This window comes from Nocardioides humi (assembly GCF_006494775.1).
In the GTDB taxonomy this organism is placed as follows: domain Bacteria; phylum Actinomycetota; class Actinomycetes; order Propionibacteriales; family Nocardioidaceae; genus Nocardioides; species Nocardioides humi.
The window spans coordinates 2,205,952-2,220,665 of record NZ_CP041146.1; the positions used below are offsets into that span (position 1 = coordinate 2,205,952).

The following is a 14,714-nucleotide window of genomic DNA, read 5'->3' on the forward strand; positions in this document are numbered from 1 at the left end:
TCACCGCAGGGTCACTGGTAGAGACCCTCGCGCAGCGCCACCGCGATGGCGCCGCCGCGGTCCGACACGCCGAGCTTGCGGTACAGGCCGCGGATGTGGGTCTTCACGGTGTCCTCGCTGACCACGAGCTTGCCCGCGATCGCCTTGTTCGAGTGACTGGCCACCAGCAGAGCCAGCACCTCGCTCTCGCGCTGGGTGAGCCCCAGCCGCGCGCCCGGCCAGAACTCGCCGGCGGTGACGCGCGCCGCCGACATGGCGATCCGGCCGGCCAGGGTCGGGTCGATCACCACGTCGCCGGCCATCACCCGGTTGAGGTGCTCGACCAGCTCGGCGCCGTCGACGCGCTTGAGGACGTACCCGGACGCCTCGGCGCGCAGGGCCTGGAAGGCGTACTGCTCGTCGTCGTAGACCGTCAGGAACACCACGTGGACGCCGGGGCTGGTCTGCTTGACCCGTCGGCACAGGTCCAGCCCGCTGTCGCGGCCGAGCCGGATGTCGCAGAGCACGATGTCGGGCTCGGCGTCCCGGACGACGGCGAGCGCCTGCTCGAGGTCGGTCGCGGTGCCGACCACCTCCACCTCGTCGCCGAAATGGGCGAGCATCGCCTGCACGCCGTGCAGGACCATCTCGTGGTCGTCCGCCATCACGATCCGCGTCGGGCCGCTGCGCGTCGACACAGCGGCCGCCTCCTCGTCGGCCTTCATGGGCGAAGCCTAGGCGCTCGCGCCGGGACGGGAGCCGCACCTTCAGTGAATCCACCAGTGCCGCCACCCCTGCGGGTGAGTCCGGCCCGGGCGCCGTTCGATCTGCTGTGCGGGTGAACGCCGTCGACACGATCCGGTTCCTCGCCGCGGACATGGTGCAATCCGCAAACAGCGGCCACCCCGGGATGCCGATGGGGGCCGCGCCGATGGCGTGGGTCCTGTTCTCCCGCCACCTGCGCCACGACCCGTCCCAGCCGGACTGGCCCGACCGGGACCGGTTCGTCCTCTCCGCGGGGCACGGCTCCGCGCTGCAGTACGCGCTCCTCCACCTGTTCGGGTACGACCTGACGCTCGACGACCTGCGCGGGTTCCGGCAGCTCGGCTCCCGCACCCCCGGCCACCCCGAGTACGGCGACACCCCCGGCGTCGAGGCCACCACCGGACCACTCGGTCAGGGCATCGCGATGGCGGTGGGGATGGCACTGGCGGAGCGGATGTACGCCGCGCGCTTCCCCGGCCTGGTCGACCACCGCACCTGGGCGATCGCCGGCGACGGCTGCCTGATGGAGGGGATCAGCCACGAGGCCGCGTCGCTGGCCGGGCACCTCGGCCTGGGCCGGCTCACCGTCCTCTGGGACGACAACCGGATCACCATCGACGGAGCGGTCGACCGATCGTGCAGCGACGACCAGTCGGCGCGCTTCCGCGCCTACGGCTGGCATGTCGTCGAGGTGTCCGACGGCACCGACCTGGAGGCGATCGACCGCGCGCTCACGGAGGCGGTCGCGGATCCGCGCCCGAGCCTGGTCGCGGTGCGCACGGTCATCGGCCACGGCGCGCCCGACGTCGCCGGCACCTCCGCCGCGCACGGGTCGCCGCTCGGCGCGGACCGGCTGGCCGAGGCGAAGCGACGCGCCGGCTGGCCGGACGAGGCGTTCGTCGTACCCGAGGACGTGCGGGCGGCCTGCGAGCAGTACGCCACCGCCGGACGCGCCGCCCGCTTCGTGTGGGAGGAGCGGCTGGCCGCGCTGCGGGAGTCGGATCCCGCACGCGCGGCCGAGTGGCAGCGCCGGCAGCGCGGCGACCTCCCGGCGGACGTCGACGAGGAGTTCTGGGCGCACCTCGCCACGACGCTGCCGGACGCGCCGACCGCCACCCGGCAGTCCTCCCGCGCCGTGCTCGCGGCGCTGACCGAGGCGCTGCCGGAACTGGTCGGCGGATCGGCCGACCTGGCCGGGTCGACCGGCACCGACGCCGGCACCGTCCCCGTGCGGCGGGGTGACTACGGCGGCGCGCGGATCGACTTCGGCATCCGCGAGCTCGCCATGGCCGCGGTGCTGAACGGGATCGCGCTGCACGGCGGCTTCCGCTGCTTCGGCAGCACCTTCCTGGTGTTCGCCGACTACCTCCGGCCGGCGCTGCGCCTGTCCGCGCTGATGCGGCAGCCCGTCATCCAGGTGCTCACCCACGACTCGGTCGCGGTCGGCGAGGACGGCCCGACCCACCAGCCGGTCGAGCACCTGGACTCGCTCCGGATCATCCCGAACGTACGCGTCCTCCGGCCCGCCGACGCCGGGGAGACGGCGGAGGCCTGGCGGTGTGCACTCGGCGCGACGGACGGCCCGACCGTCCTCGCGCTCTCCCGCCAGGCCCTCCCGCCGCTCGACGGCGCCCACACCACTCCCGGTTGGCTGGCCCGCGACGGGTTCCGGGTGGCGCGCGCGAGCGCCGATCCCGACGTCGACCTGCTCGCCTCCGGCTCCGAGGTGGACCTCGCGCTGGCCGCCGCCGAGGTCCTCGCCGGGGAGGGCCTGACCGTGCGGGTCGTCTCGGTGCCCTGGCGGGAGCGGTTCGAGGTACGCCGTGATCGTCTGGGCAGCGCGCGGGCCACCGTCGCCGTCGAGGCCGGTTCGACCCTCGGGTGGCGCCACCTCGCCGACGCCGTCGTGGGTGTCGACAGGTTCGGCGCGTCCGGCGCGGGCTCCGCGGTCCGCGATCATGTGGGCCTCACCGTCGCCGCGGTGGCCGACGCGGCGCGGACCGCGCTGCGATCCGCGGCGCCATCGCCGTGAGCTGGTGCTCGGTCTGCGCGACCAGCGCGTCGACCTCGGTCGGCGTCAGCCGGTCGCACGCGAAGTCCCAGTGCACGGCGACGTGGTCGCCCGCCGCAACGCCGTCGACGAAGGGACTGCCCTCGACGCGATAGCCGACGGTCCTGGTCTGGTCCGCCCCCAGCTCCAGTCGCGCGCCGGCCGTGGGCGTCGCCGCGGCGTACTCCAGGCGCGGGCCACGGACCACCAGCTCGTCGGCGCCGACCTCCTCCACGACGCCCCAGCCGATCCGGCACGACTCCAGCACCCGCAGCGGCTCCGGCCCGGCGCCGAGCAGCCTCGACCACGGGTAGACGGCGAGCACGTGGAAGGCGTGGCTGGGGCGGCCTCCGGGAGCAGCTCCTCGGTCAGGTGCGCCCAGTAGTGGCCGGCCTGCGGCCTCAGCTCGGCCAGCAGCCGCTCGCCGTACCGGACGCCGTCGATCGCGGCGGAGACGTCGTTGCCGGTCCAGTAGCCGCGGACCACGAGCGGGTCCAAGGGGTCGCCGACGCCGGCGAGCTCGGCGAGCAGCCGCTGATACGGCCAAGCGCCGGAGAACCGCCGGGCGACGTCCTCGATCTCGGTGACCGCCGCGACCGGGGGCGAGCCGGTCGCGGCGGCGACGAGGGCTGCGGATCCGGCGGGCCCGCAGTAGCCCAGGGCGTTCGGTGCGTGCGCATACTGGGCGAAGAGCCGATGACCGGTCGGACGGGAGCCGTCATCAGCCAACGGGCGCCCCCTGACCGACCATCAGCGCCGTCTCGCGGTGCAGCCGCCCGAAGTTGTAGTACGCCGCGCAGGCCCCCTCGGGTGAGACCATGCAGGTGCCGATCGGCGTCTCCGGCGTGCAGGCGGTGCCGAACACCTTGCACTCCCAGGGCTTGATCGCGCCCTTGAGCACCTCGCCGCACTGACAGGCCTTCGGGTCGGCGACCCGGACCCCGGGCATCGAGAACCGCACCTCGGCGTCGTAGTCGGCGAAGTCGTCGTGGACCTTCAGCGCGCTCTGCGAGATGAAGCCCAGGCCCCGCCACTCGAAGTGCGGGCGCAACTGGAAGGTCTGGGCCATCAGCTTCAGCGCCGCGACGTTGCCGTCCTCGCGGACCACCCGTCCGTACTGGTTCTCGACCTCGCAGCGGCCGTCGCGGTGCTGCTGCAGGAGCATGTGCACCGAGGCCAGGATGTCCAGCGGCTCGAAGCCGGCGACCACCACGGGCTTGCCGTAGACCTCGGGCACGAAGCGGTACGGGTGGGTGCCGACGACGGTCGAGACGTGCCCCGGCCCCAGGAAGCCGGACAGCCGGAGGTCGGGGCTCTCCAGGATCGCCTTGATCGGCGGCACGATCGTGACGTGGTTGCTGAACACGCTGAAGTTCGTCAGCCCGAGCGCCTTGGCCCGGACCAGCGTGACGGCCGTCGACGGCACGGTGGTCTCGAAGCCGACGGCGAAGAAGACGACATGCTTGTCGGTGTTCTCCATCGCGATCTTGACCGCGTCCAGCGGGGAGTAGACGAACCGTACGTCGGCACCGCGGGCCTTCGCGTCGAGCAGCGACCCGCGGGACCCTGGGACGCGCATCATGTCGCCGAACGTCGTGAAGACGACATCGGGCTGCTCGGCGAGCCACATCGCGTCGTCGATGCGACCCATCGGGATCACGCACACGGGGCAGCCCGGGCCGTGCACCAGCTCGATGCTGGCGGGCAGGAGGTGCTCGATGCCGTGCCGGTAGATCGTGTGAGTGTGTCCGCCGCACACCTCCATGAACTTGAACTCGTCGTCCCCGGCAAGGTCGGTGATCGACCGGACCAGGGCGCGCGCGGCCGCGGGGTCCCGGAACTCGTCCACGAACTTCATCTCAGGCCTCCACTGCCGTGCTCTTGAACATGTCGATCTCGTCCAGGTAGTCCTGGCCCATCTTCTGGACCTGGTCCAGCGTCATCTGCGCCTCCTCCTCGTCGATCTTCGCCATGCCGAAGCCGACGTGCACCAGGACCCAGTCGCCGGTGCGCACGTCCTGCTCCGCGAGCAGCTTGATGCTGATGATGCGTCGGACGCCGCTGACATCGACCCGGGCGAGGTGCTCGTCGGGATCGACGATCTCGACGACCTGGCCGGGAATTCCCAGGCACATGGTGATTCGTCTCCTTCCTGGGCCTCGTGACGGTCGCTGCGCGACCTCCTCGACCACCGAATGGGTTCTCAGCAGATCCGCGGCAGCGGGTCGCCGACGAGCATGTCGACGATGCGGGTGCCGCCGAACGGCGTCCGCATCGCCACGATCCCGGCGGGCTCGGCGAGGACCTCGCCGATCACCGCCGCCTGGCCGCCGCCCGCACGGCTGCGCAGGGCCGCGACGGCCGCCTCCGTCTCCTCCGCCGGTACGACGGCGACGAACTTCCCCTCGTTCGCGACGTGCACGGGGTCGATCCCGAGCATGTCGCAGCAGCCGAGCACGGTGGGGTCGATGGGGAGCAGGCCCTCGTCGATCACCACGCCCAGCCCGACCGCCTGGGCGAGCTCGTTGCACACCGTGCCGAGCCCGCCGCGAGTGGCGTCGCGCATCCATCGGGTGCCGGGCGCCGCCGCGAGCAGGCCCTCCACCAGCGCGTTGACCGGCATCGAGTCGGAGGCGATGTCGGCCTCGATGTCCAGGTTGCCCCGGGCGAGCATCACCGCCATGCCGTGGTCGGCGATGGTGCCGGACACCACCACCCGGTCACCGGGCCGCACCGACTCCATCGACAGCTCCCGCCCGGCGGGCACCACGCCGACGCCCGCGGTGGTGACGTAGAGGCCGTCGGCCGCTCCGTGGGGCACCACCTTGGTGTCGCCGGTCACGACCTGCACGCCTGCCGCGTCGGCCGCGACCCGCATCTGCCGCGCGATCTGCGTGAGGCGGTCGATCGGGAAGCCCTCCTCGATCACGAACGCCGCCGAGATCCACTGCGGCACCGCGCCGGAGACCGCCAGATCGTTGACGGTCCCGTTGACGGCGAGCTCGGCGATGGAGCCGCCGGGGAACTCCAGCGGTTGGACGACGTAGGAGTCGGTGGAGAACGCCAGCCGCTCGCCGGTCGGCAGCCGGAGCAGGGCGCCGTCCCCCAGCTCCTCCAGGAGCGGGTTGCGGAACGCCTCCACGAACACGTGGTCGACCAGGGCCGCCGAGGACTTCCCGCCGGCTCCGTGGGCCATGGTGACCACGTCGTCCACCAGTCGCGGTCGGCGCTTGCGGAACTCCTCGATCCGGAGCCGGGTGCGGTCCTCCGGGTCCGGCACCTCGCTGGCCGACGGAGTGAGCCGTTCGCTGGTCATCGCACACCCTCCTTGCCCAGGGTCTCGAGATGGTGCTGGGCCGTCGCCCAGAGCCGGTAGCCGACGAGCGCCTGGCTCTCCTGGATCCGGTGGATGCTCGGGGACCGGATCGTGAAGCAGTGGTCGACCTCGTCGGCCACCGCCATCCGCCCGCCGTCGTGCCCGGAGAACCCGATCGTCAGCAGGCCCCGCCGGCGTGCCTCGACCAGCGCCGTCATCAGGTCCTCCGAGCTGCCGGACGTCGACAGCGCGACCGCGACGTCCCCCGGCCGCGCGTGCGCCATCAGCTGGCGGGAGAACACCACGTCGAAGCCGATGTCGTTGCCGAGCGCGGTGAGGACCGCCTGGTCCGCGGCCAGGCAGCGCGCCGGCAGCGGCCGGCCGTGCGAGGGCCGGGCGAAGAGGGAGGCGAGCGTCTCGGCGTCCGTGGAGCTGCCGCCGTTGCCGAAGGTGTACATCCTCCCCGCCGCGGCGAAGCGCTCGGCGATCGCGCAACCGGCGGCCTCGATCTCGGCGCCCCACTCCTCCAGCGACGCCTGCTGCAGCCGGGCGCTCTCCCCGGCCTTGCTGCGGGCCGAGGCGGCCAGGTCGACCAGCAGCGCGTCGACGTCGGTCTCCTGCGCCTCGATGAACGGGTAGAGGAAGTCGGTGTTCTCCGTCATCGCGGCCTCCCTCCGGCCGGGTCGTCCTCGAGCCGGGTGAGGGCCGCCCCACCGTGGATCAGGATCAGGTCGCCGGGCACCACGTCGCCGACGACCATCGTGTCGACGTACTCCTCGCCGTCGGCGGTGCGCACCAGTGCCCCCGACAGCGCGTCGACGGGCGGCGCGACGACCTCGCCGAGCCGGCCCTCGTCGCTGCAGGTGACGCACACCTCCTCGGTGCACTCCTCGGCCGCGGTCGTCAGCAGGCCGGGGTGCTCGAAGCAGACGTGGGTCAGCTCCCAGAGCAGGTGGTACATGAGCACGAAGCGCCCGGTCGCCGGCGTCATCGGGTCGTCCGAGGGGACCCACAGGACGTGGTCGGCGGCCCCGGCGGGCGGTCGGTCGCCGTACCCGATCCAGATCGTCTCCGCGCCCCACGCGGGTGCGCGGCGCATCACGTCGGCGACCGAGCCGTCGGCGGCATCGGCGATCGCCAGTACGACGTCGCCCGGTCGGGTCGCGATGCGGGTCTCCGCCACGGTGTCGGCCGCGACGAGCGCGACGGCGGGCAGGGCGCGCTTGCCCACGATGACCGGGTGCACGAACTCCACGGCGACGTGGTGGGCGTGCGGCTCCCACCGGGGCGAGATCACCCACAGCGTGGCACCCGCGTGGAACCGCCGCGCGAGCGCCAGCGCGGCACCGGCCAGGTCGGCGGACAGGTCCTCGTCGATGAGGCCGCGGGCCTCGGTCGTCGTCTCGCTCACCTCCGGCGCCGCGCTCATCGGACGCCCTCCGCCGGTGCCTCGATCACGCCCAGGTCGACCATCATCGCGATGGTCTCCCGCGCCGAATCCTCGGTCAGCCGGGTGAGCGCGTAGCCCGCGTGGACGATGACGTAGTCGCCCACCGCCAGGTCGGGCAGGTAGTCCAGGCACACCTGCCGCACCTCGCCGACGAAGTCGGCGAGCGCGGCCAGCGCGCCCTGCTCGGTGGTCCAGATCCGCTCGATCCGGCCCGGCACTCCCAGGCACATCAGCGCACTCCCTTCTCTCGTGCCGCGATCGCTCGCCCGATCGCGGCCTGGCCGAGCGCGAGCCCGGCGTCGTTGCAGGGGACCCGGCGGTGGGTGAGCACCTCCAGGCCTGCGGTCGTCAGGTGCTGCCGCAGCGCGGCGGTGAGCACCCGGTTGGCGAACACGCCTCCGGTGAGGCCCACCATGCCGACCTGCCGGTGCTCCGCCTCGGTGACCACCAGCCCGGCCGTGGCCGCGGCGAGCGCGAGGTGGAACCCCTTCGCCAGCGCCCCACGGTCGGCTCCCCGGGCGAGCCCGGCCACAATGTCCCGCACCGCCGGCCGCCAGTCGACGAGGCCGTCGGCGACGGCCATCTCCACGGGCGTCGTACGACGCGCGCGGCGCGCCAGCATCTCCAGCTCGACGGCGGCCTGCGCCTCGTAGCCGACCCGCTGCCGCACGCCCAGCAGCGCCGCGACTCCGTCGAAGAGCCGCCCGGCGCTCGTGGTGGTCACGCATCCGGTCCCGGAGGCCAGCTGGGAGCGCACCAGGGCCACCTCGGCCGGTGGCACGTCCTCCGGCGTCCAGTCCTCGCCCGCGCCGGCCGCGGCCAGCAGCGCGAGGGCGGTGCGGAACGGGTTGCGCACCGCCGCCTCGCCGCCCGGCAGCACCAGCGGCGCGAGGTGGCCGGCCCGCTCGAACGTGGCGAGGTCCTCACCCATCGACAGGACCTCCCCGCCCCAGATCTGGCGGTCGCAGCCGTAGCCGGTGCCGTCGTAGGTCACCCCGAGCACCGGGGTCCCCACCCGGTACCGGTCGACCAGCAGCGCGGCCAGGTGGGCGTGGTGGTGCTGGACGGTGATCAGCGGGCGGCCGAGCGTCGCGCAGTAGTCCTCCGCCCAGCGGCGGGTGGCGTAGCCGGGGTGCAGGTCGGCGACGACCAGCTCGGTCTCGGCGTCGCGCAGCCGCACCAGCTGGTCCACCGACCGCCCGAAGGCGACCTGGCTCTCCAGGCTGCCCATGTCGCCGATGTGGGCGGAGACGAAGGCCAGGTCCTCGCGCACCAGGCAGAAGGTGTTCTTGACCTCGGCGCCGACGGCCAGCACGGTCGGGCCGGTGCTCACCACCGGGTGGTCCAGGGCGACCGGCAGGGGTGCGTACCCCCGCGAGCGACGCACCGGGACCTCGGCCTGCCCGGCCTCGTCCTGGATCGTCACCACGGAGTCCTCGCAGGGCACGGCTATCTCGCGGTCGTGCATCAAGAAGCCGTCCGCGATCCGGGCCAACCGTGCCCGGGCGTCGTCGTTGGTGAACGCCAGCGGCTCGTCGGCCAGGTTGCCGGAGGTCATCACCAGCAGCGCCGGGGCGACCGGTCCCTCACGGCCGGGCACCGGCTCGAACAGGAGGTGGTGCAGGGGCGCGTAGGGCAGCATCACGCCGATCTCGTCCAGGTTCCCGGCGACCGTGGCCGCCAGCGGGGACCCGTCACGGCGGGGCAACAGCACGATCGGGCGGGACGGCTGGAGGAGCGCCGCCTCCGCGGCGGGCGACACCTCGACGACGCGGCGCGCCGTGCCGACGTCCTTCGCCATCACCGCGAGCGGCTTGTGGGGGCGGCGCTTGCGCTCGCGAAGCAGCCGCACGGCGGACTCCGAGGTGGCGTCGCAGGCCAGATGGAAGCCACCGACGCCCTTGACCGCCACGATCCGTCCGGCCGCCAGCATGCCCTGCGCCAGGGCCAGCACCTCGTCGTCGCCGAGCACCACGCTGTCCGCGTCCGGGCCGGCCGTCGGCTCCCACCACAACCGCGGCCCGCAGACGTGGCAGGAGAGGGGCTGCGCGTGGTGGCGGCGGTCGGCCGGGTCTGCGTACTCGGCCTCGCAGGCACGGCACAGCGGGAAGTCCCGCATGGTGGTGGCGGGCCGGTCGTAGGGCAGGTCCGTGATGATCGTGAAGCGCGGTCCGCAGTTGGTGCAGGTGATGAACGCGTGCCGGTACCTGCGGTCACCGGGATCGCGCAGCTCGGCGAGGCAGTCGTCGCAGACCGCCACGTCGGGCGGCACCAGGGTGCGGGCGCCGGCGCGGTGGCGGCTCGGCACGATCCGGAAGCCGGAGGCCCCCAGCACGGCGCGCTCGGTGACCCGTACGTCGAGCACCACCGCGAGCGGCGGCAGCTCGGCGGTCAGCGCGGCCACGAAGGCGTCCAGCTCGGCGGCGGTGCCCTCGGCCTCGATGAACACGCTCAGCTCGTCGTTGCCGACCTCGCCCGCGATCCGGTGGCGGGCGGCCAGGCGCGCGACGTGCGGCCGGAACCCGACGCCCTGGACCACGCCGCGGACCTCGATGCTGCGGCCCACCGCCTGCTGGTGGCTGGTCGCGCTCATGCCCTGCTCCAGACGACGACGCGGTTGTTGCCCGAGTCGGCCACGGCCAGCCGGTCGCCACAGGCGGCGAGCCCGTAGGGCCAGCAGAGGGTGTCGAAGCCGACCTGCTCCCAGCGGTTCTCGCCGTTGGCGGCGAACGACGGCTGCCCCAGCACCCACCGCGGCTCGGCACCCTGGTCTCGAGGTTCGCCGTCCCACAGCAGCACCCGGTTGTTGGACGTGTCGGCGACCGCGAGCCCGGAGGGCGTCCGCACGGCGGCGTACGGGAACCGGAAGCCGGTCCCCGTCTGCGGGCGGTACGGGAACTCGACGGCGGTCGCCATGTCCGGCTGGCCGAGGACGTAGTCGGCCGGGAGGTCCCGGTCGGGGTGCGCGTGCCAGCCGAGCAGCCGGTGGTTGCCGGCGTCGGCGACGACCACACCGCCGCCGTTGCCGGCCACCGTGTGCGGCCAGCGGAACGAGGCGGCGCCCACCGGGCCGTCCCGGTTCTCTCCCCGGCTGGCGAAGCCGGGCTGTCCCAGGACGACGTCGGCGGGCTGGTCCGGGCTGCACGGCGCCCCGTCGCTCCAGACCAGGACGCGGCGGTTGCCGGTGTCGGCGACGTAGAGCCGGCCGTCGACCAGGGCGACCCCGAACGGCCAGTAGAAGGACGTCGCGGTCGGGTCCCGGCCGCGGTTCGGCTCGACGTCGTACGGCGTGGCCTGCCCCAGCACCAGGTCGGCCGGGCGGTCGGCCGAGGGCAGGTCGTCCCAGAGCAGGATCCGGTGGTTCCACGCGTCGGCGACCAGGAGTCGCCCGTCGGGGAGGCGCAGCACCCCGGTCGGCAGGTTCATCCCCGCCTCCGGGCCGGCGCCGCCGGCCTGCGGACCCTCGGTGTGCTCGTCGGGCTGCCCGAGCACCACGTCGGCCGGCTCGCCGTCAGCGGCGGGGACCCGGTGGAAGAGGAGCACCCGGTGGTTGCCGGTGTCGGCGACGACCAGCAGGTCGTCGTCCAGCCAGACCCCGCGCGGCGCGTACACCCACGACGCCGTCGGCTCGGCCGGCGGCAGCAGCAGCGCGCCGGGCGAGTCGGCACCGATCACCACCTCTGGGTGCCACGGACCGTACGTCGCCGGCAGCGGCCCGCCGGGCGCCCACGGGTCGGCGCCCAGCTGGGCGCCGAGGTGCTCGGCGCCGGGTGGGATCACGCGCACACGCATCCTTGCTCGCCTACTCCCCTGCCCTGATCCAGACGTCGCCGTCCTCGACCCGCAGCGGCAGTTGCTCCAGCTGCGTGCCGGGGAGGGTGCGGCACTCCCCCGACAGCGCGTCGAAGCAGTAGCCGTGCCACTCGCAGGTCAGGCTGCCGTCGGAGGTGTCCAGCTCGGCGCCGTCCAGCGGCATCGCCAGGTGGGCGCACTGGTTGACGTACGCCGACAGCTGGCCGCCGAGGTTGACCACGATCGCCGACACCTCGGGCCCGCCGTCGGGCCGGAGCTCGACGGCGGTGATCCGGTCCAGCTCGAACCCGACGATCGGGAGCGAGCGGATCCAGCCCTTCTCGGGCTCCGCGCGGCGCAGGCCCACGTCGCTGAGTGGGATCAGCGCGGGACCGGGCTCGTTGGGCAGCACCTCCACCCCGGCGATGCCCGGCACCTTCTCGCGCAGCGCCTCCTCGACGCCGTTGCGCATGGTGACCGCGGACATGGAGCAGCCGTTGCAGGCGCCGGACAGGCGCACGTAGGCGACACCGTCCTCGATGTGGGAGAGCTCCACGTCCCCGCCGTGGGACTGCAGCTGGGGACTCACCTCGTCCAGCGCCTGACGGGCCAGGGTCATCGGGTCCGGCCGGATGATCCCGTGCATCAGCAGCACCATCCGCACGGCCGGGTCGTCGACCAGCTCGAACAGCAGTTCCTTGCCGCGCTCGTCCTCGCGCAGCCGGCGCACCATCCGCACCAGGGCGGCCCGATGCGCGTCGTCGAGCGCCCGGTGGAGCGCGGCGACGACCCGCTGCGCGCCGGGCTCGTCGAGCTCCCGTCCGGCGGCCACGGCGTCGTCGAGCGCTCGGGCGAGCTCCTCGATCTCCCGGTCCTCCGGCAACTTGGCTTGTGAGTCGACCACGGCGGTCATGCCTCACCTCCCTGGTCGAGGCGGACCACCCGCGTCGGCGGGCGCGCCGGCGGCATCACCGCGGCGCGATCGGCGCGAATGGCAGCGACGTCCCCGGAGCCGGGCAGTCCGCCGGCGCGGGGCGCCCCGTCGGGGACGGTCTGCTTGGCGATCTCGTCCAGGACGCCGCGCACCGCCATCGCCGAGTCGTGGTCGAGGTGCTCCTCGAACAGGAAGCGGGCCTCGAACAGCTTGGCCTTGGCGTGGTCGAACACCCCCAGGTGGGCCAGCGCGTTGCCCTGGTTGGCCAGCACCCGCGCCCGGCCGAGCGGGTCCGCGGCCCGCTCGCGCACGGCGAGCACCTCCTCGTAGCGCTCGACGGCCTCGACCAGGTTGTCGCCCTGGTGCGTCGACGGGGTGTAGACCAGCGCGTTGGCGAGGTTCAGCTGCGCCGTCGACCACTGCGCGGGGTGCTCCTCCTTCGTGAGCACCTCCAGCGCCGCGCGCAGCGACTGCATCGCGATGCCGGCCCGCAGCTGGTCGGAGGCCTCGACCATCGGCATCGTCAGGTACGCCGTGGCGAGGTTCAGGTTCGCGGTCGCCCAGGTGAGCGGGGAGGACGTACGCGAGACCAGGCGCAGCGCGGCGTGGTACTGGTCGACGGCGTCGTGGACGGGCCGGCCGGTCTCCGCGCCCTGGTGCAGGACCAGCCCCAGCTGCAGGTGCAGCTCGGCGCGGGCGACGGCCAGGTCGCTGTCCGCGAGCAGCTCGAGGGCGCGGCGCAGCGTGCTGGCCGGGTCGGTCCCCTCGGGGCCGACCAGGTCGTGGTCGGCCACCAGCGCCGCCACGTGCCCGAGGAGCACCCCGGCGAGCGGTGCGCTGACCGCCTCGGCCGCCGCCACCGCCTCGTGGAGTGCTCCGGCCGCGGCAGCGGGCTCATCCGCGTCGAGCAGCTCGCTGGCCCGCGCGGCGAGGACCAGCGCCCGGACCTCCCCTCGGCCGCGCCCACCTGCGGCGCGGTGTCGGAGAGCCCTACGGCGTACGCCACGACGTCGACCATCGGGGCGACATCAGCCGGCAGGCCCGCGCGCAGCGGGCCGAGGTCGACGCCGTCCGGCGCGAGCACGAACCGGTTGTACGCCGCGACGGGCGAGTCCTGGTCGAACGCCGCGAGCGCGGCGGCGACGTCGCCCCGGTGTGCGCACCGGTGTCCCTGCAGCTCGGCCGGCCACGGGTCCGGGCGCCGGCCGGCCGCGAGTGCCTCGAGCGCTGCGGTCACCTCCGGGGAGCCACCCTCGACCAGGAGGTAGCCGGCCGGGAGCGGGAACGCTCCCAACGCCTGGGGTCGCTGGACGACGGGGGTGCGGGTCTCCATGGAACTCGCCCTTCCATGTGTGGTGATGCTTCCTTCGGCCGTGCTCACGGCCCTCAGCTCATCCCGCGCGGCGGTCCGCCTGGGAGCTCCCGGCTGGCCGTGCGCTTGATGAGGTCGGCACTGATCCGTGCCAGTCGCTCGGTGCGATAGGTGTCGATGCGCCGGCGGACCACCTCGTCCTCGAAGACGACGATCACCTCCACCGCCCACTGACCGTGGTCGGGTACGACGACCGTGTCGACCTCGTAGGCCCGGTGCTGTCCCGTCGGGGGTCGCGTGCGCCACTCCTTTCGCTCGTTCTCGTCGTCGGCCACCGCGCATCCCTCCTGGGTCGGCGGGGCCGGAGTCAGGTGGTCAACCGGTCAACGGCACCCTCAGCGCACCCCGTGCTACATCCCAGTCAACGCCAACCACGCCCGGAACGGGATCCCCATCGAGGAACTCCCGCATCAACAGCGAACGGTCCCCCTGCGGGTTGCGGTGCTTGAGCAGGTGCCCGCCGTTGGCGGCACTGCGGATCGGGATCAGCAGGACGGCGTCCTGCTCGACCAGCGCGCCGACGACGCCGGCCGGGAAGTAGCGCTCCACCAGGGCCGCGTCGAGGTGCAGGTAGCCCTCCTCGGAGATCTCGACGGTCTCCTCGACCGCGGGAAGAACTCCGCGCGGACCATCGCAGCCACGGTCTCGAGCCCGGCCTGCGCCGGCGCGCTGAGGTCGGCCCCGTGCGTCACGTCGGCGACCTCGACGAGGAAGACCGTCACATCACTCGGGCAGTGCGGTCCGAGCAGCCAGCGGGCGAACGCGAGCGCGTGGTCCCATCGGAACGAGTGGGTGTGGATCCCCGACGCCGGTGGCAGGTCCGCCAGCTCCTCACCCGGGACCCGGTAGACGGTCCCCGGCGCGGCCCCGGTCGCGGCCGCGTCGACGATGACGACCCGCGCCGCGCCCCGCATCTGGAACGCGACGTCCATCCCGGCAGTGCCCCCGTCGGCCAGGCGGACGCCCTGCGGGACGCCCTCCTGCCACAGCAGCCGGACCAGCCGGGGTCCCAGCGCGTCGTCCCGCGCAGGATGTTGCCGCAGCCGAGCACCAGCA

The 14,714-nt window shown here is 73.7% G+C and carries 15 protein-coding genes and 1 pseudogene; 1 reads left to right on the forward strand and 15 read right to left on the reverse strand.

Translation table 11 applies throughout. The annotated features are described in order from the left end of the window. Positions 1–11: 11 nt before the first annotated feature. Positions 12–704, reverse strand: a complete 693-nt coding sequence (locus tag FIV44_RS10935) for a response regulator (protein WP_141004460.1) — start codon at positions 702–704, stop codon at positions 12–14. A 113-nt stretch (positions 705–817) separates the two neighbouring features. On the opposite strand from FIV44_RS10935, the gene tkt reads away from it, so the two are divergent. Beyond that, on the forward strand, positions 818–2,776 hold the full coding sequence (tkt, locus tag FIV44_RS10940; protein ID WP_219996393.1) for a transketolase: 1,959 nt from the start codon (positions 818–820) through the stop codon (positions 2,774–2,776). On the opposite strand, the pseudogene FIV44_RS34000 reads toward tkt, so the two are convergent. From FIV44_RS34000 to FIV44_RS11005, 14 genes and pseudogenes are all read right to left on the reverse strand, one after another. Continuing rightward, positions 2,712–3,523 (reverse strand): annotated as a pseudogene (locus FIV44_RS34000) (DUF6390 family protein). The gene tkt and the pseudogene FIV44_RS34000 sit on opposite strands and share 65 nt — an antisense overlap. After that, positions 3,516–4,652, reverse strand: a complete 1,137-nt coding sequence (gene hypD, locus FIV44_RS10950) for a hydrogenase formation protein HypD (protein ID WP_141004463.1) — start codon at positions 4,650–4,652, stop codon at positions 3,516–3,518. The pseudogene FIV44_RS34000 and the gene hypD overlap by 8 nt, the downstream one beginning before the upstream one ends. A gap of 1 nt (position 4,653) precedes the next feature. Next, complete coding sequence (locus FIV44_RS10955) at positions 4,654–4,929, reverse strand: HypC/HybG/HupF family hydrogenase formation chaperone (protein ID WP_141004464.1); 276 nt, start codon at positions 4,927–4,929, stop codon at positions 4,654–4,656. A gap of 68 nt (positions 4,930–4,997) precedes the next feature. Beyond that, positions 4,998–6,110, reverse strand: a complete 1,113-nt coding sequence (hypE, locus tag FIV44_RS10960) for a hydrogenase expression/formation protein HypE (RefSeq protein ID WP_141004465.1) — start codon at positions 6,108–6,110, stop codon at positions 4,998–5,000. Next, entirely contained in the window at positions 6,107–6,772 is a 666-nt protein-coding gene (locus tag FIV44_RS10965; protein WP_141004466.1) for a D-sedoheptulose-7-phosphate isomerase, read from the reverse strand. The genes hypE and FIV44_RS10965 overlap by 4 nt, the downstream gene beginning before the upstream one ends. Beyond that, positions 6,769–7,539 (reverse strand): HypC/HybG/HupF family hydrogenase formation chaperone, encoded by a 771-nt coding sequence (locus tag FIV44_RS10970; protein ID WP_141004467.1) that lies wholly within the window; start codon positions 7,537–7,539, stop codon positions 6,769–6,771. Before FIV44_RS10970 ends, FIV44_RS10965 begins: the two co-directional genes overlap by 4 nt. After that, positions 7,536–7,790, reverse strand: coding sequence for a HypC/HybG/HupF family hydrogenase formation chaperone (locus tag FIV44_RS10975; protein WP_141004468.1), 255 nt, complete (start codon positions 7,788–7,790; stop codon positions 7,536–7,538). The genes FIV44_RS10970 and FIV44_RS10975 overlap by 4 nt, the downstream gene beginning before the upstream one ends. Beyond that, positions 7,790–10,153: a carbamoyltransferase HypF gene (hypF, locus tag FIV44_RS10980; RefSeq protein WP_141004469.1), complete on the reverse strand. Its 2,364-nt coding sequence runs from the start codon at positions 10,151–10,153 to the stop codon at positions 7,790–7,792. Before hypF ends, FIV44_RS10975 begins: the two co-directional genes overlap by 1 nt. Continuing rightward, positions 10,150–11,340, reverse strand: coding sequence for an NHL repeat-containing protein (locus FIV44_RS10985; RefSeq protein ID WP_219996394.1), 1,191 nt, complete (start codon positions 11,338–11,340; stop codon positions 10,150–10,152). Before FIV44_RS10985 ends, hypF begins: the two co-directional genes overlap by 4 nt. A gap of 22 nt (positions 11,341–11,362) precedes the next feature. After that, positions 11,363–12,265: a NifU family protein gene (locus tag FIV44_RS10990; RefSeq protein ID WP_141004471.1), complete on the reverse strand. Its 903-nt coding sequence runs from the start codon at positions 12,263–12,265 to the stop codon at positions 11,363–11,365. Beyond that, positions 12,262–13,146, reverse strand: a complete 885-nt coding sequence (locus FIV44_RS31275) for a hypothetical protein (RefSeq protein WP_141004472.1) — start codon at positions 13,144–13,146, stop codon at positions 12,262–12,264. Before FIV44_RS31275 ends, FIV44_RS10990 begins: the two co-directional genes overlap by 4 nt. 526 nt (positions 13,147–13,672) lie before the next feature. Further along, positions 13,673–13,933: a hypothetical protein gene (locus FIV44_RS11000; protein ID WP_181411106.1), complete on the reverse strand. Its 261-nt coding sequence runs from the start codon at positions 13,931–13,933 to the stop codon at positions 13,673–13,675. A gap of 40 nt (positions 13,934–13,973) precedes the next feature. After that, positions 13,974–14,207 (reverse strand): hypothetical protein, encoded by a 234-nt coding sequence (locus tag FIV44_RS31280; protein ID WP_219996395.1) that lies wholly within the window; start codon positions 14,205–14,207, stop codon positions 13,974–13,976. Continuing rightward, positions 14,144–14,701, reverse strand: a complete 558-nt coding sequence (locus tag FIV44_RS11005) for a hydrogenase maturation protease (protein WP_219996500.1) — start codon at positions 14,699–14,701, stop codon at positions 14,144–14,146. The genes FIV44_RS31280 and FIV44_RS11005 overlap by 64 nt, the downstream gene beginning before the upstream one ends. Positions 14,702–14,714 lie beyond the last annotated feature (13 nt).

Bases quoted from the DNA above. Each gene is read 5' to 3' on its own strand.
- FIV44_RS10935 (WP_141004460.1), bottom strand. From the start codon at position 704: ATGAAGGCCGACGAGGAGGCGGCCGCTGTGTCGACGCGCAGCGGCCCG.
- FIV44_RS10970 (WP_141004467.1), bottom strand. From the start codon at position 7,539: ATGAGCGCGGCGCCGGAGGTGAGCGAGACGACGACCGAGGCCCGCGGC.
- FIV44_RS10990 (WP_141004471.1), bottom strand. From the start codon at position 12,265: ATGACCGCCGTGGTCGACTCACAAGCCAAGTTGCCGGAGGACCGGGAG.
- hypD (WP_141004463.1), bottom strand. From the start codon at position 4,652: ATGAAGTTCGTGGACGAGTTCCGGGACCCCGCGGCCGCGCGCGCCCTG.
- FIV44_RS10965 (WP_141004466.1), bottom strand. From the start codon at position 6,772: ATGACGGAGAACACCGACTTCCTCTACCCGTTCATCGAGGCGCAGGAG.
- FIV44_RS10975 (WP_141004468.1), bottom strand. From the start codon at position 7,790: ATGTGCCTGGGAGTGCCGGGCCGGATCGAGCGGATCTGGACCACCGAG.
- hypF (WP_141004469.1), bottom strand. From the start codon at position 10,153: ATGAGCGCGACCAGCCACCAGCAGGCGGTGGGCCGCAGCATCGAGGTC.
- hypE (WP_141004465.1), bottom strand. From the start codon at position 6,110: ATGACCAGCGAACGGCTCACTCCGTCGGCCAGCGAGGTGCCGGACCCG.
- FIV44_RS10955 (WP_141004464.1), bottom strand. From the start codon at position 4,929: ATGTGCCTGGGAATTCCCGGCCAGGTCGTCGAGATCGTCGATCCCGAC.